20 protein-coding genes are annotated in these 22005 nt (G+C 31.8%); 11 read left to right on the forward strand and 9 right to left on the reverse strand.

Annotated features, from left to right (window positions below):
* The first annotated feature begins 40 nt into the window (after positions 1 to 40).
* On the forward strand, positions 41 to 1009 hold the full coding sequence (locus J0J69_RS09925; protein ID WP_212725725.1) for a D-alanyl-D-alanine carboxypeptidase family protein: 969 nt from the start codon (positions 41 to 43) through the stop codon (positions 1007 to 1009).
* A 257-nt stretch (positions 1010 to 1266) separates the two neighbouring features.
* The gene (locus J0J69_RS09930) at positions 1267 to 2046 is read left to right on the forward strand and encodes an alpha/beta hydrolase (protein WP_055244226.1); all 780 of its coding nucleotides are present in this window, start codon (positions 1267 to 1269) and stop codon (positions 2044 to 2046) included.
* A 44-nt stretch (positions 2047 to 2090) separates the two neighbouring features.
* Here the strand turns inward: J0J69_RS09930 and J0J69_RS09935 are convergent, their stop codons facing one another.
* Entirely contained in the window at positions 2091 to 2696 is a 606-nt protein-coding gene (locus tag J0J69_RS09935) for a class I SAM-dependent DNA methyltransferase (protein WP_055244223.1), read from the reverse strand.
* 573 nt (positions 2697 to 3269) lie between these two features.
* Between J0J69_RS09935 and J0J69_RS09940 the strand changes: the two genes are divergently transcribed.
* Complete coding sequence (locus J0J69_RS09940) at positions 3270 to 3932, forward strand: TIGR01906 family membrane protein (RefSeq protein ID WP_055305377.1); 663 nt, start codon at positions 3270 to 3272, stop codon at positions 3930 to 3932.
* Between the two features lie 111 nt (positions 3933 to 4043).
* A complete protein-coding gene (locus tag J0J69_RS09945) occupies positions 4044 to 4976 on the forward strand; it encodes a patatin-like phospholipase family protein (RefSeq protein ID WP_237252500.1) in 933 nt (310 codons plus the stop codon).
* A gap of 35 nt (positions 4977 to 5011) precedes the next feature.
* On the opposite strand, the gene J0J69_RS09950 is transcribed toward J0J69_RS09945, so the two are convergent.
* Positions 5012 to 5569 carry a thermonuclease family protein gene (locus tag J0J69_RS09950; protein WP_212725723.1) on the reverse strand — a complete coding sequence of 186 codons (558 nt, stop codon included), beginning with the start codon at positions 5567 to 5569 and terminating at the stop codon, positions 5012 to 5014.
* A gap of 161 nt (positions 5570 to 5730) precedes the next feature.
* Here J0J69_RS09950 and J0J69_RS09955 point away from each other — a divergent pair, with 161 nt between their 5' ends.
* A complete protein-coding gene (locus J0J69_RS09955; protein ID WP_156344108.1) occupies positions 5731 to 5898 on the forward strand; it encodes a hypothetical protein in 168 nt (55 codons plus the stop codon).
* A gap of 292 nt (positions 5899 to 6190) precedes the next feature.
* Here the strand turns inward: J0J69_RS09955 and J0J69_RS09960 are convergent, their stop codons facing one another.
* A complete protein-coding gene (locus J0J69_RS09960) occupies positions 6191 to 7123 on the reverse strand; it encodes a nucleoside hydrolase (RefSeq protein ID WP_212725722.1) in 933 nt (310 codons plus the stop codon).
* Positions 7124 to 7368: 245 nt separating this feature from the next.
* On the opposite strand from J0J69_RS09960, the gene J0J69_RS09965 reads away from it, so the two are divergent.
* A complete protein-coding gene (locus J0J69_RS09965; RefSeq protein WP_212725721.1) occupies positions 7369 to 7752 on the forward strand; it encodes a DUF3887 domain-containing protein in 384 nt (127 codons plus the stop codon).
* A 98-nt stretch (positions 7753 to 7850) separates the two neighbouring features.
* On the forward strand, positions 7851 to 8315 hold the full coding sequence (locus tag J0J69_RS09970; protein WP_212725720.1) for a hypothetical protein: 465 nt from the start codon (positions 7851 to 7853) through the stop codon (positions 8313 to 8315).
* A 26-nt stretch (positions 8316 to 8341) separates the two neighbouring features.
* Here the strand turns inward: J0J69_RS09970 and J0J69_RS09975 are convergent, their stop codons facing one another.
* Positions 8342 to 8998: an NAD(P)H-dependent oxidoreductase gene (locus tag J0J69_RS09975; RefSeq protein ID WP_212725719.1), complete on the reverse strand. Its 657-nt coding sequence runs from the start codon at positions 8996 to 8998 to the stop codon at positions 8342 to 8344.
* 151 nt (positions 8999 to 9149) lie between these two features.
* On the opposite strand from J0J69_RS09975, the gene J0J69_RS09980 reads away from it, so the two are divergent.
* The 3 genes from J0J69_RS09980 to hflX all read left to right on the forward strand — a co-directional run bounded on the left by J0J69_RS09980 (position 9150) and on the right by hflX (position 12930).
* Positions 9150 to 10196: an IS1595 family transposase gene (locus J0J69_RS09980; RefSeq protein ID WP_074099375.1), complete on the forward strand. Its 1047-nt coding sequence runs from the start codon at positions 9150 to 9152 to the stop codon at positions 10194 to 10196.
* 455 nt (positions 10197 to 10651) lie between these two features.
* Positions 10652 to 11530 (forward strand): methyltransferase domain-containing protein, encoded by an 879-nt coding sequence (locus J0J69_RS09985; RefSeq protein ID WP_068759600.1) that lies wholly within the window; start codon positions 10652 to 10654, stop codon positions 11528 to 11530.
* Between the two features lie 155 nt (positions 11531 to 11685).
* Complete coding sequence (gene hflX, locus J0J69_RS09990; RefSeq protein WP_237252498.1) at positions 11686 to 12930, forward strand: GTPase HflX; 1245 nt, start codon at positions 11686 to 11688, stop codon at positions 12928 to 12930.
* A gap of 382 nt (positions 12931 to 13312) precedes the next feature.
* Here the strand turns inward: hflX and J0J69_RS09995 are convergent, their stop codons facing one another.
* The 5 genes from J0J69_RS09995 to J0J69_RS10015 form a co-directional block, all read right to left on the reverse strand.
* The gene (locus tag J0J69_RS09995; RefSeq protein ID WP_055244437.1) at positions 13313 to 14503 is read right to left on the reverse strand and encodes an IS701 family transposase; all 1191 of its coding nucleotides are present in this window, start codon (positions 14501 to 14503) and stop codon (positions 13313 to 13315) included.
* A gap of 687 nt (positions 14504 to 15190) precedes the next feature.
* Positions 15191 to 15679 carry an LURP-one-related/scramblase family protein gene (locus J0J69_RS10000; protein WP_212724338.1) on the reverse strand — a complete coding sequence of 163 codons (489 nt, stop codon included), beginning with the start codon at positions 15677 to 15679 and terminating at the stop codon, positions 15191 to 15193.
* A 20-nt stretch (positions 15680 to 15699) separates the two neighbouring features.
* Positions 15700 to 16635, reverse strand: a complete 936-nt coding sequence (locus J0J69_RS10005) for an aldo/keto reductase (RefSeq protein WP_237252495.1) — start codon at positions 16633 to 16635, stop codon at positions 15700 to 15702.
* 277 nt (positions 16636 to 16912) lie between these two features.
* A complete protein-coding gene (locus J0J69_RS10010; protein ID WP_212724340.1) occupies positions 16913 to 17461 on the reverse strand; it encodes a hypothetical protein in 549 nt (182 codons plus the stop codon).
* 40 nt (positions 17462 to 17501) lie between these two features.
* Positions 17502 to 18884, reverse strand: a complete 1383-nt coding sequence (locus J0J69_RS10015; RefSeq protein ID WP_370456870.1) for an IS4 family transposase — start codon at positions 18882 to 18884, stop codon at positions 17502 to 17504.
* Positions 18885 to 19162: 278 nt separating this feature from the next.
* Between J0J69_RS10015 and J0J69_RS10020 the strand changes: the two genes are divergently transcribed.
* Positions 19163 to 21394: a glycoside hydrolase family 3 C-terminal domain-containing protein gene (locus J0J69_RS10020; RefSeq protein WP_212725975.1), complete on the forward strand. Its 2232-nt coding sequence runs from the start codon at positions 19163 to 19165 to the stop codon at positions 21392 to 21394.
* Positions 21395 to 22005 lie beyond the last annotated feature (611 nt).

Raw genomic sequence — 22005 nt, forward strand, 5'->3', positions numbered from 1 at the left:
TATGGTTTAATAGTCATATAAGAGGAGTTGATTTTTTTTTATGTTTAAATCAGTTATATCAAAAACGCTAGTCATTGCCAGTTTATTAGTGGGGGGCTTCTTATTGAAAGTAAGTGCCGCCCCAATAGCAGAGGACGTTAATTTATATAATCATTATAATTTATTTTATGGTCTCAATCATGAGGAGCTATTATTTATGCTTTATCATGGGTATGGATTTAAGACTAATCACGTGTTAACCGCTTCAGATATTGACTTAAATCTTGTGAGTGATTATGCGCTACTTGTTAATTTAACGACCAATGAGGTTATCTATGAGAAAAATGCTTACCAAAGAACTTACCCAGCTTCATTGACGAAGATGATGACTGTCTTAGTGGGTATCGAACATAGACCAGATGGACCGATTACTATTGATATCGATTATAATACGCTTGCAGAAGAGGGAGCCGCGATTGCAGGATTCGTAAATGGAGAAAGCGTCTCGTATGACGATTTATTATATGGAACGATGCTACCTTCTGGAGCGGATGCGGCACTTATGATTGCAAAAGTAGTCGCTGGTTCAGAGGAAGGATTCGTCGCACTGATGAACGAGAAAGCTCAAGAATTGGGAATGGAAGATACTCATTTCACAAATGTCGTAGGCCTTCATGACGATAATCATTACTCAACACCATGGGACTTAGCTATTTTAGAGAAAGTTGCTTTAAAGAATGATGAGTTTAGAGAGATTTTTTCTGCTAAATCTTATACAACTACAAGTTCGAGCCGATTAACTTTTACGAGCCGTATGTTTGATCGTATGGGAGATCCGGTTTTTGATGGAGGAGAAGTCTTAGGTGGAAAAACAGGTTATACGGAAGAAGCTGCCCTATGTTTAGCTAGCTATGCTACGGATGGCAAGAACGAATATGCATTAGTGACAACACATGCTAATGGGAGTCCGTATACACCACAATATCACGTGCTGGATGCGTTAGAAGGTTATGATTATTTTTTGAATTAGAGAATCAATTGATTAAATAGCCCCTATATACCCGTAACCTTAGTCGTGAGTAGTTCAAAAGTCAGGACTTTATCCACAAGCAGAAGATTGTATCAAAGAAATTACAAATGATTTAAAGAGCATAAGTGATATAATCCCCTTGTTATATCACTTATGCTCTTTTTAAAGTGGTAATGTTGTTCATAATGTAACAAAATTAAGAATAATTATTGAGAAAAATTGTAAGACTAAGGGTAGATTAAAGAGGGAATGATATTATGAATTTAAAAAAGAAGGTAGCTCATCAACCATTTTCATGTGAATTAGAAGGAGCAACAACAGCAGTGATTTTTATTCATGGGATTTTAGAAGGACCGTATCAATTTCATGGATTAGCTGAAAAGATTTTAGATCAAGGAATGTCATCTTTCGGAATTTTACTCCCTGGACATGGTGGCAGTGCACGAGAGTTTGCTAAAAGTCATCGTAAGCAGTGGATAAAGTACGTTAACTGCCAGATTGAAGAGATTTCAAAGAAATATCCACAGATTATTCTTGTGGGACATTCAATGGGGACGTTATTATCATTATTAGTATGTGAAAAGCATGAGGCTGTCGTTGGGGTTGTCTGTTTGGCAACTCCGTTATCGGTTAAGGTTAGCTTAAAAGGATTTGTTTGTTCACTTAAGGTATTAACAGGACATTATAGTCAAGATGATGAATATGTATTAGCCAGTTATCGGGCTTGGAGTATTTCAAAAGGAACGTGGGGGGATTATCTTAAATGGATTCCAAGATATTTAGATTTATTCCACTTAATATATGAGACGAAAAAACAATTACCTATGATTAAAAAGCCGTTATTATTCATTCACTGTCAATGTGATGAATTTGTTAGAAATAGAACAACGAAAATTTTGAAAAAGAAATTAACGGGCGATAATTATGAATTGATTGAACTTTGTAAATCAGGACATTTCTATTATAGAGGAGATGAAAGTCAAACATTAGAACAAGCCATTCTTAAGTTTGTAACACAGTTTAAAGTTGATAACTAAATACAAAAGGCGTCGTTTTTAAAAACGACGCCTTTTGTATGTGATTATTTAATGCCTACAACGCTGAATAAACTATAGGGATGCTTTTTATTTTCAACTGGTTTATAACTTGAATAGAATTTACGTCCACTAACTTCTTTTAGTCCTGCTTCTGTTAAGGCACTAACCATTTCATTAATCGTAAATCCATGGTGTCCCTCAAAGTTTTCATGCTCACGATGAAATTCCCCGTTATCAGGAAGTAAATCGACAATAATCAGCTTTCCATTTGTTTTTAAATAGCTAACTAATTTCTTAATGACCGATTGAAAATCTTTGATATGATGCATCACCATGGAACTATAGATGATATCAAATTTTCGATCAAAGTCTGATTCTAAGATATCCCCTGTATAAGTTTGTATATTAGTTATATTTTGGTCGACTAGTTTTTGTTCAAGCTCTTTAATCATTTTGCTAGAGCTATCCACCATTAACCCTTCTGAAATTTTCTTTTTTAGATTTAAGGAGATTAGACCTGTTCCACATCCGAATTCCATCACTTCAAGCGGTCCATGACCGATATAACTTTCAATTTCAATACTCACTGCTTGAGCACGCTTGATGCGGATATCGGTATCCAAAGTTGATGCTAGTTGGTTGAAATCCAAATTCACCACTCCCTTTTGAAACAATTTAAGCATTTAGCGATAATAGTATTATTTTATCATATTTCAAGCTATTTGACATGTTTTCTAATAGAATACCACTCTACATTAATTGACATATATTTACACTATCTGTAAAACATAAAAGATACAAATGAGAAGTTGTATGAGTGATTGCTCTATATTAGGATATCAGTTAGTTAATTTTTGATAAATGTTTACTTAATTTAGATGAACGATTCAGGAATAAACCAATGATTTATTAGCGATAGGGTGTCTATACTCACGATCATCTATTGAATAAAACTATCACAAAAATTAAGCATTATTAAAGTAAGTGATTAATAATATGTTGTATAAGAAGTAGAAATCTTTATTAAAGTTGTTTAATAAGCTTAAACCTGGTGTAGCCAATGTACGCTATTCATCTGTTTCTGTATAGACGATATTAGTAAAAAGATGGTAAACTTAACATCAGAACAAGTTGGATTAAAGGTTAGGTGAGGAGTAGCAATCATCTTTCCACTTGTGTGATGTATCGGAATTTTATTGTTAAAAAAAGGGAGACGTTGAAAAATGTTAAAGAGGAAGACAATCAAACAAATAGTTGTAGAAGGGGTAGGTGCCATTTGGTTCTTTCTAGCGCTCGTATCAACAATTGTTTTGATCGTATTAAATTGTACTCCAATTTATCAATATGTGATTGATAAGTATCAATTATCGCTAATCACAGGTCTATCAGCAGAAAAGTTAATGTTAAACTATAAAAGTATTATTTCTTACTTACAAAGGCCAAGCGGAGGTTATTTAGAATTACCAGATTTCGTAATGAGTGAAGCGGGAATGATTCATTTCGCAGATGTTAAAAATATTTTTCTAGCTTTATATATCATTGTATTATTATTTATTGTTGCCCTGGGAATCTTTATTGTTATGAAGCATCAGCATAAAGATAAATGTATTTTATCAATTTTCAATCAAGGAGCTAATCTAGTCTTCATTGTTTTTGGAGTATTAATTTGTTTAATTACGTTTAATTTCTCTAATACATTTACAATGTTCCATAAGATTTTTTTTAGAAATGATTACTGGGTATTTGATTATCGAACAGATCCTGTTATCCTAGCATTACCAGAACAATTGTTTATGCTGTTAAGTATCATTATTATTGTCTTTTTATTTGTAGTCTGTGGATTAATTAAATATACTTATTATAAAATGAAAAAGTCTAACAACTAGTTAGACTTTTTTTATCAATTCATCAAATTTATATATTAGATGGCAAACACCTACATACACTATAATAACAATAAATGTGAGGTGTTAGTAATGATATTTCGAGGGCGGCAGTTGTTTAGATTAAAGGTTGGATTAGTGCTAGCAGGTGGAGGGGCTAAAGGAGCTTATCAAGCGGGGGTAATTCGTGCATTATGGGATTTAGACTTAATTGATAATATCGATGTCGTATCAGGCGTGTCTATTGGAACATTAAATGCTCTTTGTTTATGCATGAAAAATCGCGATTTGATTGATCAAAGTTGGAAGTCGCTCTCTTATTCAAAAATTGTAACTAAAGGGGATGGACTTAAGATCAGTGATATTGGTGATTTAATTAAAAAAATTACAATTCATAAGGGAGAGCCAATAGTTGATAGTATTGATTTAGGTGCATTAGGTCTGATCTCTCAAAAAGGAATTAGGGATTATATTAAGGAATTTGTTGATGTTGGTATCTTACATCAAACCAATATCGATGTATATAGCTGTGCTTATAATGTGACAGATGGGCATCCAGAATATTTTCGATTAAATGATTATTCTGAAGAGGAGATTATTGATATTACGCTCGGTTCATGTGCAGTTCCATATATTTTCCCACCTGTTTCCTTCAAGGGGAAGCAATATGCTGATGGAGGAATTAATAATCCACTTTATTCTTCTGCAAATGCTGATAATGTTCCTATTTCTCCATTAATGAATCATGATTTAGATTTGATTATTGTTGTTCACTTAAACTATACTGATCAAGTTGATAAGCGTTTATATCAACAGTTTAACATTATAGAAATCTATCCATCATCATCACTTGAGTTAATTAATGGATCTGGAACATTGAATTTTAATCAAGCCTCTATCACTGAAAAGATTCAAATAGGGTACCGAGATGCTCTAGTTTCTTTAACACCTATGTTAATTGCTAATTTAAAAGGGAAAAGTATGAGTCCTTATATTCGCCATCATATGAAATGGAATGATCAGTTTTTAAAAAAATATCGAAAGTAAAAGGACAGACTCAATTTTAATCTGTCCTTTTATTATTATTTAGTTTCTAATTGCTTAAAGATTTCGGCATATTTTATATTTGGTGGGAATTTCTTTGCAACAGCGTATCCATCAATGATTAATTTAGCATTATACATATAATTTGAGATATCCTCAATATCATTTGAATCAACGTTATTAGTTAACCATACATAAGCTAATGTTCGTCCATATTGATCATGAAGTTCTTCATCATATTCTAAATATAATGTTTGATTTTTTTTAAGTTGTTCTTTTGTATAATCACTCGCAAGTTGACCTTCAGCAGTATTTTTATTTGCATCTGGATGAACACTCTCAGGCGTATCTATACCAATCAGTCTTACACGAAGATCAGAGCCTGCTTGATTAGTGACGATAATTGTATCACCATCAACAACGCGTTTTAATGTCACAGTTTCTAATTGAATATTACTATTATTAAATAGTTGCTCGATTTTATCGATCGCAGGTTCACCGAATACTATTGTTAAAATAATTAAACCGATAATAACGAGAGCTTTAGCAGGCGTTGGTAGCTGTTTAATCCATTTATTTAAGTGTCTATGTTTCATAAAATCTACTTCCTCTCTTTAATGCGCTAATGTTTATCAATTCATTTTAACAAAGAGTTAGTGATTTTAAAAGCGAGGGTAATATAAAAAAAGATAGCACACGTTCATATTTATCTGCATAGTATAGATAGGATATAACTTCATTATAGGAGGGCTCAATGATGAGTGCTTTAATTAGCTTATTAGTTAGCTTATTTATGCTTTTAATCTTTATTGTTAAATTATCATTCTTTGTTGTAGTGATTGGGCTTCAATATGGGGTTCCAGCGTACATCATTTATAAGTTAGTTCGATTCGTTACAAGGCCTTTTAGATATTCTGCCTTGTAAGTTATCAGTTCATAAATTAAAGCGATAGTCATGAGGCTATCGCTTTTTATGAAAGTAAAAATCTATATATAAACAGAAATGTTTTCTACATTTAATACAGCAACCGAAATATGGAATGGCTATGCCGTGCAAGGCAGACTATAGTCCAGCTAAAAGTTTTTACGATGTAAAAAACTTATCTAGACTGATATAATTTATTATCAAAAAAGCGAGGAACTATGTTTTGTAAAAACACCATAGTCTCTCATAATGGTTGAGCTTTTGATTAAAATCTATTCTTTTAAATTTTTCTTTATTTGTTTTCCTTCATTAATAAAGTATTAAATAGATATGTTTTTAATAGCTCACCATCAAGGTCGATACAAGTAGTAGAGTTGGGTGTCGCTGATTCTTGGTCTAAGAAAATTTGTCCGTAGTTCTCTTCTTTTTTTGTTTCCACAGTTGCGTGAGCTTCAATACAGTTGGTCATGACCTCTGGCCAAATCGCACAAATCATTGCGGTTGGATCTGCTAATTCAAATCCATTTAGACCAAGTCCTTTACAGAAGTCATGAAGTGATTTTGTACAGCGAACAGCGAATTTCGCAATTGGAGAATCACTATTCTCTAAATAGGCTAAATCATCTTCAGTAATGAATGCTCTTTTTTCAATGACATCCCAACCGACAAATAGTTTTGGAACATCTAGTCCTAATACGATTGAAAGTGCCTCTGCATCGACATAGACATTGAATTCAGCAGTTTCAGTTGTATTACCAGGTCCTAGTCCTGTTCCTGCCATTAACGTAATCGATTTTAATTTATTCATTGTTTCTGGTGCCTTTAAGGCAGCCATTGCAATATTTGTTAATGGGCCAAGCGTAATTAATTCAATTTCATATGGATGTTCTTCAATTAAACGAATTAGGGCATCCATAGCATGTTCAGATTCGATTGGAATATTTGATTTCGGTAAAAACATATTTCCAAGACCATCTTCACCGTGAACATCAGCTGCTGTGAATAAATTACGGAATAATGGTTTGCTCATCCCACCATAAACAGCAGGTTGATAAGTATCAGCCACCTTAATGGCTGTTAGAGCGTTTTGAATTGATTGTTCTAAGCCAACGTTTCCAGCAACAACGGTTAATGCTAAAACCTCAATACTTGGTTCACGAAGTGCAGTAATAATTGCAATCACGTCATCTGATGCGGTATCCGTATCAATAATAAACTTTCTCATATAATCTCCTCCAAATAACTTCTAGCGCTAGTGTATCATAAATTCGACAAAATTAGCTAAGAAGTAATCCATTTTTTACAGCATAAAAACTTTATGGCTTTTATAGGAGGCTTATATTTAGGATGTTTTAAGATTTTAGCTTGGAAAATAGTTATAAATATGATGGATTTGTTTGTAAAGATTATAAAATTTATTTAATTATATCTTCATTTTAATCATAAGATTGAAGGGGGGAGGGGATTAGGTTGAAAAAAATCCTTTGTTTATTTGTTTTGGTGCTAGGGGTAGTTGGGTGTTCTAATTCAGTATTAAGTGACGATTACGATGAAGCCACTTTAAAGTCATCAGCACAGAAGGTTCTAGAACAGTTAAATGCAGGCGAGTATCAAGCAATCACAGATTCGGTAAGTTTAGATTTACAAAATGATTTAAGTGCCGATGTTATTAAACAGGCATGGATTCCATTATATGAAAAGTTAGGAACTTTTGATGCTATTTCTAATTATATTATCGCTGGAAAAGAGGAGTATGCTGTAGTTGTTGTATTAGCCAAATATGAAAAGGGGACATTACAACTTACGTTAAGTTATAATCCACAGATGGAACTAGTCGGACTCTATATGAAATAATGAATAAAAATTAGCTTGAGACTTGATTATCTGAAATTAATTTTTTATGATAGATGTATATTATCGAAATTTGACTGATAGAGGGAAAAGGGAAGCGTATGTTTATTTTAAAATCAATTATTTTATTTAGTTTTATTTTTTTTATGGTTCAAAATGTTCAATCTATTATTAAGCGTAAGCGATTTGTTTCCTATTCAAAATATGTAGGACATGTTAAGCAAGCGGTGAATGAAATTAATATTGATATGGTTCAAGAAGTAACTCAAATGTACGATGAAGCCGGTAAGATGGTTGATGCAAGTGTCTTAATTAATAATTTAAGAATCTTAACAGGCGTTCTTTTTGTTTTTCATCCTGTTGTTGGGGCATTTGTTTATCATAAACCATTGTTAACTTTAGTAGCCTTTGGATTATCGATGGCCTATTTAGTTGGGAATTATTGCTTAGAACAAATTTTAGCGGGTATTGAGAAAAAAGGATATTTTATGGTTGATTATATTGTCGATCATATGATTCCATTTTTAAATCTGGGGATTGTTATCTTAATGTCAATTTACTTATAAATAAAAGGACTGAATAATCAGTCCTTTTATTTTACCCAAACTACTAAATCATTTAGCGATTGACGTGTTTTGGGTGTAGGCTCGTTGATGCGATAACCGAAGGCTATCATTAATGTTAGATAAAACTCGTCTTTATTTAATAAGTTGTGCTTAATTAATATCTCTTCAACGGCTTCTTGATCGTAACCCCCCATTGCACAAGAATCAATTTGTTGCATAGCTGATACTGTCATCATATTTGCTGCGGCTATGTATGTTTGTAAACATGAATAATTTAAGAGGGCTTGCTCATTGTTTTGAAAACGTGTATCTTCAATCATTTTAATAACCCCTTTGAAGTTTTCAATAGCTTCCTGAGGCATTTGTTTAACATCTGTTAATAAATGATGAATGTATGAAGAATCATGTTTTAATTCTTTAGGCATACGACTTAATAAAATCACTAAATGTGAACAGGAAGGGATTTGTTTTTTTCCACCCCATGAAACAGTAGCTAACTCTTCTCGTAACGATTCGTTTTGAATGACAAGAAACTTCCATGGTTCAATTCCCATTGAACTTGGTGATAATTGACCACCTTTTAAGATAATTTCAAAATCTGAGTCTGAAATCTTTTTCGACGAATCAAATTCTTTGCAGGCATGACGGAAATTTAAGATTTCTAAGATTTGTTCATGAGTCATAAAGAACCTCCTATATAGTTACAGTTTATAACGAAAAATATTTTATTATTTGGCTATGTTAGCTAACTTTGTGATTAATTATATGGAAAATAGATTATAATATGGACATAAACTACACTTCAGTTAATTTACAGAAAGGATATCTAATATTATGTCAAAAAAGGATATAAAAGCTATAATAAAAGACTTAAAAAAGAATGAACTTACAGAATTAATTTCAGTAGCACAAGAAGTATTAAGTACTTTATTTAATTCTTCTGAAATTAGAGAGAATGTTAAAGAAAGTAGATTTTCCAAGGGATATGAATGTCCAAAATGTCAATGTAAAGATGTAAATAAAAATGGGAAGTCTAACGGAAGACAAAGATATATCTGTAAACATTGTCGTACAAGTTTTGATGAGTTTACTATGTCTCCATTTTCTAATACAAAATTAGGTTTAGATAAATGGTTAAAATACTGTGAGTTAATGATATTAGGGCTTTCTGTAAGAAAATGTGCTGAAGAAGTTGGTGTAGGTGTTAAAACCTCTTTCTATATGCGTCATAGAATACTTGATGTAATCAATCTATCATTAAAAAATGATAAAGTTGAAGGCATAGTAGAAGTAGATGAATGCTTTATTCGAGAGTCTTTTAAGGGTAATCATTCTAAAAGTACTACATTTGTAATGCCTAGAAACCCTAGAAAAAGAGGTAAAGGTAAAAATGATAAGAAGAAAAGAGGAATATCAAAAGAGCAGATTTGTATAGAGACCGCAATTGATAGAAAAGGAAATATCCTTATGGGTGCTGTTTGTAATGGTAGAATTACAACAAATCAAATAGTTAACTTTTTTGACAATAAAGTATGCGAAGGGGCTACTTTTTGTGTAGATTCACATAAATCATATGTGGGAATAAAGGATAAGTTAAACGTAGAATTAAAGCAAGTTCCTAGAGGAAAATCAATGATAGATACTGTTTATCATTTACAGCATATAAATGCTCTTCACAGTAGCTTTAAGAGATGGTTAATGACTTTTAATGGTGTATCTACAAAATATATCAATAATTATTTAGCGTGGTTTAAATTTTTGCAACTAAGTAAAAAAAATAAGAAGAATGACCGAATTAAAGACATGTTAGTGAATGTAGCGACTAAGGATACATGTATAACTAGAACTACTATTAGAAATAGATTTATTGAGTTAACTTAAAATAAGAAACTTTACTCCATATTAATAAAACTATTTTGCGATTGGAAAATAATAGAATATTTTGTACAATATAATAAGGTTCGTAATTGTTATATATTGTGAACTTCGATATACTTTACAGTGAATATTATTTATGTTACTATTAAATTTGATAAAACAAGAAAGGAGTTAGATTTATGATAAATTTATATAGAATGATTAATAAATTAAAAATAATAGATATAACTCCTACATATATATTATATAAATATATTTAAGACATATATCTGCTGGAGTATTTAATTATATTCAAGCGGATTTTTTTATTAACTAAAATAAGGAGGTGGCTATAATGCTTGCATATATCAGATTAAGAGGATAGCGCACGAGTTGTGGCTATCGTTAAACAAATTTAATAAAATGTCATAACTTCGTGCTATTTTATATGAATAATAGAAATAGGAAGGTTATGAACAATGAGAAAATTAAAAAAGATTGAAGTTTTAAGAGAATTACTTAATGAAAATATATCAATACTTAGATGTCCAGTGTGTAAAAAATCTATAAAATCTATAAAAGAAAGTAGTGTATTATGTGAAAATAACCATTGCTTTAATATATCTAAAAAAGGATATGTTAATTTAGTAAAGAATAATGCTAAGACAATATATGATAAAAAATTATTTGAATCTAGAAGTAAAATATATGAATATGGTATATATGACGAGCTTTCTAAAGAGATAATGGATATAGTGGATAAATATACGTCAAAAAAGAATGCTAATTTTGTACTAGATGTTGGTTGCGGAGAAGGGTATTATTTAAATCAACTATATTCAGATGAAAAAATAAATAGTAAGTGTAAATTATTTGGAATAGATATATCAAGAGAAGGAATTTCACTTGCTACAAGATACGAAAATAGCATACTATGGAGTGTCTCAGACTTATCAAATCTACCATTTGAAAATGGTAAATTTGATATAATAATAGATATACTTTCACCATCGAATTATAGTGAATTTACTAGAGTTTTAAACAAAGGTGGAGTTGTAATAAAAGTAATTCCAGATGAACACTACTTAAAAGAGATAAGGTCTAAAATAAAAGATAAAATAAAAAAAGACACTTACTCTAATAAAAATGTTATAAATTCATTTAAAGATAACTTGGAAATCGTCTATGATAAAAGAATCACTTATAAAACAAATATATATAATTTAGAAGATTTTATAAAAATGACGCCATTAACATCTGGTTTGAGCAAAGAACAAATAAATGAATTAACTAAATGTGATATAGAAAATATAACGATTGATTTAAAAATTATAGTCGGTAAAGTAGGTAAAAGTTAGGAGGTAATAAAATGAATATACGTGGATGTATACATTCAATAAGATTAAGAGGATAAGGCACGGGTTGTGGCTATTGTCTTAACATAATTAAAAGTCATAATCCCGTGATATTTAAATATTTAAGTTTAAATATAAAATTATAGGAGATTATGAAAATGAGAAAAAGAGGAATAATTGTAGGAATTAATATAAATAACAAAAATAATTTTGAGGAATCTATAATAGAACTTAAGAATTTATGTATAGCTTGTGATATAGAAATAGTTGGAGAAATGGAGCAAAATTTAAAGAAGATAAATCCAACTTTCTATATGGGTAGTGGTAAAATTGAAGAATTACGAGATTTAATCGAAGAGATGAATGCTGAAATAATAGTATTTAATAATGAATTATCTGCATCACAGATAAAAAATATTGAAGAAGAAGTAAAGTGTAGTATTATAGATAGGACAGCTTTAATACTAGATATATTTGCAAATAGAGCAAAAACAAGAGAAGCTAAGTTGCAAGTAGAGGTTGCAAGGCTTCAGTATGAACTCCCAAGGTTAATTGGTGCCAATGAAAACCTAGGTCGTCAAAGTGGTGGAGTTGGTACTAAAAATAGGGGAGCAGGAGAAACGAAGTTAGAACTAGACCGTAGACGTATAGAAGATAGAATAGCTAGTTTAAACAAGGAATTAGAAATATTGAAGTATCAAAGAAATACTCAAAAAAACAAAAGAAAAAAATCTAGCATACCTAATGTAGCACTAGTAGGATATACTAATGCAGGTAAATCGTCAGTTATGAATGTATTAGTTGAAAAGTTTATTAATAAAGAAGATAAAAAAGTATTTGAAAAAAACATGCTATTTGCAACATTGGAGACTTATGTTAGAAATATTAAACTACATAATAACAAATCTTTTTTACTGTATGATACAGTTGGATTTGTAGGCGATTTGCCTCATAACTTAGTTAAAGCTTTTAGATCAACACTGGAGGAGGTTTGCGATGCAGACTTATTAGTTCATATTATAGATATATCTAATCCTAATTATAAAAATCAGATAGATGTTACTAATGAAACATTAAGCCAAATAGGAGCTGATAATATTCCTATGATTTATGTATATAATAAGATTGATTTAATTGATTTAGATAAATTAGATAATAATAAAATATTAATTTCAGCTAAAAGAGATATAGGAATAGATAGATTAATAGAATCTATTTGTGAAAAAGTATTTGAAGATTATATAAGATTTAAGTTAAAAATTCCATATTCAGAAGGAAAGATGATATCTAATATAATGGAGAATGCAACTATCTTAGACTCTGAATATATAGAGGATGGAGTAATATTCAATATTGAATTTAGTGAAAAAGAGTATGTTAAATATAAACAATACATAATTTAGCATTAACTTAGATATATGATATAAAGTATATTACTATAGTTGAGAATTAATTAAATTACAAAATTAATAAAGCACGAACAATTTGAAGCAATCTATAAAAATAACCACATCTTAGAATTCAATATATTGAAAATACTAATGTGTGGTTATTTTTATGCCATATTTATCACGAAGAAAGCTAACATAGCCTATTATTTAAAGGATTAAATTAACAATTTTTTAGAAATGAGTTAGAGTATTTTCTGGTTCATATATCTTATCGTTATTAGTTTTGTTTCCTTCTACATACTTATATTGTGTGAATAGTAATTTATTTTATCTAATTTTCTATTAATGTGCAATTTTAAAGAAAAATTTTCCATCATATGAAAATACACTGATCCTACGCAATTTTCAACTCTTCAAAAATGGTTTTTAATGCCACTCCATTTTGGGCTTTACGATAAATTATTTTTACTAATTCTTGCTTTTGTTTTCGTTGACATTGGCGTAAACTTTCACCCAGACAACTGTTGTTCGGAGTCATGCGCTTTAAATAAAGGTAAACGAATTGAATCATTAACATCAATCGTTTAATTCCTTTCAAGGCTCGAATCTGATACTGTCCCATTCCAAAATTTTGCTTCACTTCTCGGAAAAAGATTTCAATGGGCCAACGTTTAGTATAGTGTTTAAGCAGTTGCTTGGCAGACATTTTTAGATCATGACTCACAAAACAACGTAAAGCTTTTTCTTCCAAAGGAGCCGTGTGAGGCCAACTTAAAATGATTTGAACGACATGTCCCCCTCTTATCCTTCCTTGATATAGATAAGTATAATAACGCTCAGATCCGACAGTCACTAAGTCGAGATCTTTGAGGGATAAGGTGTTCGCAAATTGTTTCAGTTGAATCCCTTTCGGACGATAGCCTTTAGGCAGAATGATTCGATTCGTTTTGATACCTCCTAAGTAATAAAAGCCTAATTGATTAGCGATTTGGAATAAGGCTTCACACGAATACCAACTATCAGCTAGGATGTATCCTTTATGAGGTGGTTTAGGTAAAGTGGTGAGAATCTCTTTAACGAGTTCAATTTTACTCTGTTTATCTTTCTCATACGGAATGATTTGATACGGTAAGATGACATCATCACATTGAAGCATCACAGTAACAAATTGATGACCATAAACGGATTGATGATGAAGATGAGAGTAGTGCCAATCACATCCTTGAATAGGATAAGTCGCCTGTGACGAAGGCTTCGTTTTAACACATGTTGTATCATCTACTAATACGTAAATAGGTTTTCCTGTTTGATGTGAACGATTGTAAAGGCAAGAGAGAAGATAGGCTTGAATTTGATTAGAAATCGCCCCATCATCCCAGGGACTATCATTTAAAAATCGTCCAAAAGTTGTCCGATGACAATGCTTAACGGCAGAGATTTTCCCCTGATAATTTTCCTGAATCATCACGTTTAGAAACTGGTTAAGATGATTAAACTGAGGTTTAGATAAAAATAAATCTAAGTCAAGCTGTTTTAGAAATTTGAAAATTGAATTTGAATCTGATATAATACTGTCCATGAACATTAACTCAATTCCCCCTTGTTAATTGGTTGTGCGAGACTTAATTATACAAGGATTTGAGTTAATGTTTTTTCTTTTTGCATTGGTATTTTATAACTGGAAATTAATTGGAAGTAGTTTTGCACATTAATAGTAATTTTTATGATAAAAATTTGCATCATATGTCTGTATGTTTAAACTAAAAAACCAAGAAGAAAAACTCTTCTTGGTTTGAAAGATAAAGGAAATTTCCAAAAATAAAAATTTTAAAAAAGGAGATTTTATATTAAAAAATAGTGATATGTACAAAGAGTACCATACATTATATGCAAGCTTTTTAGATTGTAGACTAAAAATTAGAAGGTAATATGGTTAGGATCTCAATCACTATGGTCTTCTTTATTTAATGAATGGATTAACTGTATATCTTTAGGTGAATTTTTAAAGTCAAAGAGTTCGGACTTTCCTTTAATATAGGTCTTTATTATTCCTTTTAAATGAGGATTTCCTATTTATTATAATAGTTTCTATGTCAATTACAATTATTTTATCTGTTCTAAATAAATGTAAATCATACAATAAAAGTCCACGAGTTAAGGTCTCGTGGACTTTTGAGGATTTAGGAAGTAGAAAGAAGGCTATAGAATTACTTAGCATATTAAAACATGTAGCCAATTATTATGTTATCCATTTTCCTTACTCTTATTCTAATTAGTTGTTATTTTTCTCGTTATGAAGACAGTTGTCAATTGCAATGACCATGGCGATGAAGAAGGTCTCATTTTCTCCATGAGTCACTGTTAATTTATAGCTATCACCGAATGTGAACCATTCTTTTTCGATGGTTCCCATCGTATGACCATCTTTCGTAATCGAGAAATCATAATCCCAAAAGTCCCCATGAATTTCGAAATTACCATAATTACTTTCAACATCAAGCTTTGGTCTGAAGAATGTTGCACGACGTTTAATGGTCGCACAAAGAATGTCATTTTGATATACGTCATATGCCCCAAAGAAAGACATGACGCGTTGTTTGATACGAAATAATGGTTTTCCATTTAAGTCGCTGATGGTTAATTCATCCCCAATCGAGAAAAATTTTCCGGTTACCTCATAGACCGGCTGTTCGTCCACGTCATAAACATAATAACGATCTCTTAGTGTAAAAATCTTTTGTTTAATATAAAAGGTTCTCATCCTCTCATCCCCTCTAGGAATTATTGAAAATCTTTTGAGTTAAATTGTTTGTTTAGAGTTTCCATGAAATCAATCAATTGATCTTCGCGGCTCGCTCCAGCTAAAGCACACATCGGCATATCTTGGACAAAGAAGAATCCCATAATAATCTGTGTTAAGCTCGCCTTGTATTTCGATGTTAACACCTGTAAGTGTTCAGCTAATTTTATATTTTCCTCTGTATAGTAAGGACTAGTTGTTACATCAACCCCGGCTGCTAATTTCGTAAAGAATCCACTACATAAACTAAAATAAGGCATGGCTAGTATGTTTGACTCTTGATGGAATTTTAACATTTCTTCATCCATGGTTACCATTGTCTCATCTGGATAGGGTTTCATTTGGCTTGATGCAATATTATATAAGGCTTGGTTTGCAACAAATCCACGATATCCTTTTTCTTTGCAATAAGCCATTGCTTCTTTCATACGAGCGGTTGTCCAGTTTGAGCATCCATAGTATTTAATTTTTCCTTCACGTACGAAATCTTCCATTGTCTCAATCAATTCTGAAACGGGTCGATTCAAGTCATCACGATGATAGAAGTAAATATCAATACAGTCAATGCGAAGAGCCTTCAAGCTTTTCTCTAAGTCGATTCTCATGTTTTCTTTACTTAATCGACTTTCATGCATCGTATTAAGAGCTGGGTGTCCACCTTTTGTAATGATGACTAAATCATCATGTCCACCTCGATACTGAATCCAATCTCCAATCACTCGCTCTGAACGACCGATTTCTCCTTCAACCCAATCATTATAGATTCGTGCGGTATCAATAACATTTCCTCCAAGACTTACGTACAGATCTAACATTTTAAATGCATCTTCATGATCCCAGGCCACACCTGCATTAGCTGTTCCAAATCCAATAGGGCACAACGAAAGTTCTGTATCTTTAATCTGAATGCGTTGCATCATCTCACTCCTTCAAGTTTTGTTACTTAAAAGTATGGCATTTTTTGAGATTATAGTAAAGAAAATTATATTGTCTATTAATTTTCAAATATAATATGAATCTTATTTTTTTACAAATGATAGATTATCTTTTTAAGTGAATTTAGGCATGATTAGGTCAAGGTGGCTTTTTATTTGAATGATAATCAAAATGGTATATACCCTAAAAAAGTAAAAAGCATTAAGCTTATATAAAGTCTCAATGCTTTGAATTTGCTGATTAATAAGGAGTTATTAGTTAAAATTCTTGCAACTTACTATTTGGAAAATTTGATTCGTTAGAAGATTGAAAAAAATGATGAGATGATTCGCCAAATAATTCATCAAAGATGTTTTGAATCTCATCAATAATGGTTGGATAACTGTTTGATTCAAAATAAAAAGGTTGTGGATAATTTCCATAAGGTTCGATGGAATATTGATAGTAAAAATCTGCAGTATTAGATGGGGATTGGTCATATAAATAAGTGTTTTGTGATGTAGGATGATTTTGAGTGAAGTAGGCAAAAGAGGCGGTTAAGAAACATGAAATCGCACTGACAACAGCTAATCCCGTAACCAATGAACGATTATCATGTCGTAAGTTAGTTAACAAGTTATTTATATATGCTTTGCATGACTGAACAATTGAGTCCAGTAAAGAAGGTTTTGTTTTAGTTTCTGACTCATTTGTTTCAGCTTTTTCTTCATGAAAGCTTTCTTCAATCGTTGATTCTGCTTGTTTATCACTCATCCTTGAATCTAATGAACTTTCATTTAAGTCTGTGTCTTTTTTAGTCATTTCCATTAAAATCCCTCCAATGATTTGTTGAATTTAGTATATCATCTCAACTTTCGCACAACGAAAAGCCTAATAACCCCTTGATGTAATTAGGTAAAGTCATCATCCAATTGTCTAGTTGTTTTTTCACTACTTCTGTGTTAATTGTAATTTCTCTTTCTCCTAGGTCGATGATTTCTTGAACCATCGTTAAAAGTCCTTTTAATGCTGTTTCTAAATCCACATCTTTGACTTCTGAACAGTAGTCATAAAAAATCATTCCTAATGTTTTAGGGTCATTCGTTTTACGATTCTCCCACGCTAAAAAGATATAACGTGTAAAAACAATCGTTGTATGTCCAATCATTGAGTCATATGAACGACATTGAAATTCTTTATTCAATTTTAAGTGAGATTTATTGCACTTAAAAAACACTTCAATGTCCCAACGGTAACCATAGATCCTAATGATTTCTTCATCACTTAAACTTGTGTTTGTACTTAAAATCGCTAACCACTCTGTTTTATATTTTCGATGACGAATGAAGACGATCTTAACTGGAATGCCGTTATTTAATTTAACTTGAATGGATCCTAGACTTCCCTCTTGATGAGAAAATATCTTTTGATTGACGTTACAGTGTGTTATCAATGTTTGAAGTGGGAATTTCTTTCCTTTATACTGATAAAATCGTTTAGAAGTCTTTTTAACCATCCCAATGACATCAAGCCCCTCATTCATCACTTCTTTAATTAAGGGAGCTTCTGTGAACCACGAATCCATTAAGAGGTAATCAGCTGCTATGCCTTGAGATAAAGTTTGTTTCACCAAGTTTAGAGTGGCAGTGGGTTTATCGATCAGTGCTTCTATACGACGCTTATACCCACTACTGCGTTTATCGATCTCTGATGAAAGATTGACTAGTAACTTCTTGGCACTTACCATTAATGAAAAATTACAAGGGATAAATGAATATCCATCCGACCATCCAAGCGTTAACAGTTGAAATCCTTTGAGATACTTATGACTGACATGATCATAAACCGTTGAAAGTAGCTCTACTTTTTTACTACGATGACGTTCAAATAAAGAGTCATCTACAATTAAAACATTAACACGATCATCCGTTGTGAGTTTCGTACAAAGTGAAATCACGTAAGAGCTTAAAGAAAGCAAGAAGCGACGCCAATTGTAAGTAGAGGTACTTAAAAAGCGGTAGACCACATCTTTTCCTGGTAAATCAGAAGCTTTACGATCACAGAATTTAGATTGAAACCACGTTCTATGATGAAAAGTTAATAGAAAAATCAACGTAAAGAGGTAAAGACAAGAGAACCCCTTAGATTTTTTAATGTTAGCTTGGCGTAAATGGGAACTGATTTTTAGTTCAGAAAAAGTTGCTTGCATTTCTTTGGGTAAAAGCATAAATTTTTTAAATGGTGGTAACATAATGATGACATCCTTTCTATTGGCTGGTTACCATTAGTATTTCCAGAAAGGATGTCTTTTTTTATGTCATCCAGTAAAAAGAATAAATTGTCAAGAGCGATACTCGATAGATGCCCTCCCTTAGAAGATTAAGGAGGTATGATTATTTTTCAACTGAGAAAGTTGAGATATCATTTCTAAAGTTACAAGTTGGTTAAATTGTGTATGGAAATTTTATTAATGTAAATAAGTTAATTAACTACTGAATATAATGTTTTGTAATAGGGGGGAGATTAAGAATGAGATTTATTAAAACAATCATTAGTCAGATGACGCTTGAAGAGAAAGTGTGGATGTGCTCAGGAGCAGATTTTTGGCGATTAAAATCAGTTGAACATCTCGGTATTCCAACTGTCATGGTGAGTGATGGACCACATGGATTAAGAAAACAATCGGACGAAGCAGATTTTTCAGATATCAACAATAGTATTAAAGCGGTTTGTTTTCCAACAGGAGCAACGACTGCTTGTTCATTTGATCGAAATTTATTAAAAACATTAGGATGTGCCTTAGGAGAAGAATGTCAGGCAGAAAATGTAGCTGTTCTTTTAGGACCGGCGATTAATATTAAGCGTTCTCCTTTAGGTGGACGAAATTTTGAATACTTTTCAGAGGATCCTTATTTAACAGGGGAGATGGCAGCATCTCATATTACAGGTGTTCAAAGTCAACATGTTGGGACAAGCCTTAAACATTTTGCTTGTAATAATCAAGAGAGTTATCGAATGACAGCAAGTGCAGAGGTTGATGAACGAACATTACGGGAAATCTACTTACCCGGATTTGAACGAGCGGTAAAATCAGCAAAACCTTGGACTGTAATGACCTCATATAATCGTTTGAATGGGGAATTTACATCTGAATCTCATTATTTATTAACCGATATTTTAAGAAATGAATGGGGCTTTGATGGTTATGTCATGAGTGATTGGGGAGCAGTTAATAATCGAGTAAAGGGATTAAAAGCAGGAATGGATCTAGAAATGCCGGGTAGCAACGGAACAAATGATCAATTATTATTGCAAGCTGTTAAAGATGGAACATTAAGTGAAGAAGTATTAAATAAAAGTGTTGAACGTATTTTACGTAAGATTTTTGAATTTGTGGATAATCGAAAACCAGCCATTTTTGATAAAGAAGAACATCATCGATTAGCGCGCCATATTGCAACAGAGAGTGCCGTCTTATTGAAGAATGATGATGTATTACCACTTAAAGCGACTGATACTAAGATTGCATTTATTGGTGCCTTTGCTAAAGAACCTCGTTATCAAGGAGGGGGAAGCTCACATATTAATTCTTTTAAAGTAAGTAGTGCGCTTGATGCTGTAGAGGGAATGGAGCATATTCATTTTGCTCAAGGTTTTGTGACTGATGTTGATGAGACAAGAGAAGATTTATTAAATGAAGCTATCGAGCTTGCAAAGTCGAGTGAAGTGGCTGTTATTTTCGCAGGATTACCAGATTCATCAGAGTCAGAGTTTTATGACCGAACTCATATGAAGTTACCAAACTGTCAAAATGAGTTGATTAAACAAGTGGCAGCCGTTCAACCGAACACGGTTGTCGTCTTACACAATGGATCGCCAGTAGAGATGCCGTGGGTAGATGAAGTGCCTGCGATTTTAGAGATGTATCTTGGCGGACAAGCCGTTGGAGAGGCAACGGTGGATTTATTATTTGGTGTTGTGAATCCATCTGGAAAACTAGCTGAAACGTTCCCAATTCGCTTAGAAGACAACCCATCATATCTTTCATATAAAGTCGTTGATAATAAAATTTACTATGATGAAAAAGTATTTGTTGGTTATCGCTATTATGATACAAAGGAAATACCAGTTCTATTTCCATTTGGTCACGGATGCAGCTATACCACATTTGAATACAGTCATTTAGTGGTTAATCAAGATCATATTCGTGATGATGAATCATTAATAGTAAGTGTCGATATCACGAATACAGGAAAAGTCTTTGGTAAAGAGGTTGTTCAATTATATGTACAAGATTTAACACAAACAGCCATCCGTCCAGTAAAAGAGTTGAGACAATTTGAAAAAGTAGCCTTACAACCAGGTGAAACTCAAACTGTTTCATTTACTTTAACAAAACGTGATTTTGCTTATTATCATACGGGAATTTCAGACTGGTATGTACCAACAGGACAATATCGTATTTTGATTGCTAAATCTTCAAGGGATATAAAATTAGAAGAGACGATTACTGTGACAAGTACAATAGACTTACCGTTTAAGGTGACATGGAATACAACATTTAACGAGTTAGTTTCACACCCTCAGCTAAGACCAGTTATTTATGAGTTACTTGGGGTTATTGGAGAAGAAAATGTAGATAAAGAAGCCCAGTTAGAGATGGTTAAAGAAATACCTCTTCGTGCATTACGTAGCTTCCAAGGTGTTGATAATACCACTATTGAAAGCTTAATTACGACGTTAAATCAGCTGCTTAAATAAGTGCATAAAATAAATGAACTTCTGGAATATTAAGTGTGTAACTTAATCTTAAAGGAGGCGAGTGTTATGAAATTAGCACCTGCTCAGTTACACAGTCTTAATGAATTACATAGGAAACGCTGTAGTGCATTAACTAAAACTACTGTGTATAAAGATAATGCGAAATCTAAAACACATGTTAGTTAATGAATTTATGAGTAGCTTTCTTTAATTAAGTGCAATACAAAACCAATGTCAATTTGGCATTGGTTTTTTGTTTTTATTTGAATGTAATCGAACTCAATGACAGATATGGCATTTTATCAAAGTTAGATTATATATGGAAAACTAAAGAAAATTTTACTAAATCATTTTTCTGATTATAGTTAAGACTACAATATGAAAGTTAAATTAATTTTATAATCAGCAAGGCCAAGTTAATAACGAAATCAGCTTAAAATTGCAACCAGTTATTTATGAACTTTAAAATATGTTTGCTATGTAATGGAATCGAGCAATTTTATAATCTTATTGAACAATAAAAGGTCATCTTATCACATCTGCCTTTTTTCTAATAAGTTAATAAAATGTATCTATAACCCTTCGTATGGAAATAAAAGGATGAAAACGTT

The sequence above is a fragment of the Turicibacter bilis genome, assembly GCF_024499055.1.
In the GTDB taxonomy this organism is placed as follows: domain Bacteria; phylum Bacillota_I; class Bacilli_A; order MOL361; family Turicibacteraceae; genus Turicibacter; species Turicibacter bilis.

Excerpts from the sequence above, each read along its gene's own strand:
- J0J69_RS09925 (WP_212725725.1), top strand. The coding sequence starts at position 41 with ATGTTTAAATCAGTTATATCAAAAACGCTAGTCATTGCCAGTTTATTA.
- J0J69_RS09930 (WP_055244226.1), top strand. The coding sequence starts at position 1,267 with ATGAATTTAAAAAAGAAGGTAGCTCATCAACCATTTTCATGTGAATTA.
- J0J69_RS09940 (WP_055305377.1), top strand. The coding sequence starts at position 3,270 with ATGTTAAAGAGGAAGACAATCAAACAAATAGTTGTAGAAGGGGTAGGT.
- J0J69_RS09950 (WP_212725723.1), bottom strand. The coding sequence starts at position 5,569 with ATGAAACATAGACACTTAAATAAATGGATTAAACAGCTACCAACGCCT.
- J0J69_RS09955 (WP_156344108.1), top strand. The coding sequence starts at position 5,731 with ATGAGTGCTTTAATTAGCTTATTAGTTAGCTTATTTATGCTTTTAATC.
- J0J69_RS09960 (WP_212725722.1), bottom strand. The coding sequence starts at position 7,123 with ATGAGAAAGTTTATTATTGATACGGATACCGCATCAGATGACGTGATT.
- J0J69_RS09970 (WP_212725720.1), top strand. The coding sequence starts at position 7,851 with ATGTTTATTTTAAAATCAATTATTTTATTTAGTTTTATTTTTTTTATG.
- J0J69_RS09975 (WP_212725719.1), bottom strand. The coding sequence starts at position 8,998 with ATGACTCATGAACAAATCTTAGAAATCTTAAATTTCCGTCATGCCTGC.
- J0J69_RS09980 (WP_074099375.1), top strand. The coding sequence starts at position 9,150 with ATGTCAAAAAAGGATATAAAAGCTATAATAAAAGACTTAAAAAAGAAT.
- J0J69_RS09985 (WP_068759600.1), top strand. The coding sequence starts at position 10,652 with ATGAGAAAATTAAAAAAGATTGAAGTTTTAAGAGAATTACTTAATGAA.
- hflX (WP_237252498.1), top strand. The coding sequence starts at position 11,686 with ATGAGAAAAAGAGGAATAATTGTAGGAATTAATATAAATAACAAAAAT.
- J0J69_RS09995 (WP_055244437.1), bottom strand. The coding sequence starts at position 14,503 with ATGTTCATGGACAGTATTATATCAGATTCAAATTCAATTTTCAAATTT.
- J0J69_RS10000 (WP_212724338.1), bottom strand. The coding sequence starts at position 15,679 with ATGAGAACCTTTTATATTAAACAAAAGATTTTTACACTAAGAGATCGT.
- J0J69_RS10005 (WP_237252495.1), bottom strand. The coding sequence starts at position 16,635 with ATGCAACGCATTCAGATTAAAGATACAGAACTTTCGTTGTGCCCTATT.
- J0J69_RS10010 (WP_212724340.1), bottom strand. The coding sequence starts at position 17,461 with ATGGAAATGACTAAAAAAGACACAGACTTAAATGAAAGTTCATTAGAT.
- J0J69_RS10015 (WP_370456870.1), bottom strand. The coding sequence starts at position 18,884 with ATGTTACCACCATTTAAAAAATTTATGCTTTTACCCAAAGAAATGCAA.
- J0J69_RS10020 (WP_212725975.1), top strand. The coding sequence starts at position 19,163 with ATGAGATTTATTAAAACAATCATTAGTCAGATGACGCTTGAAGAGAAA.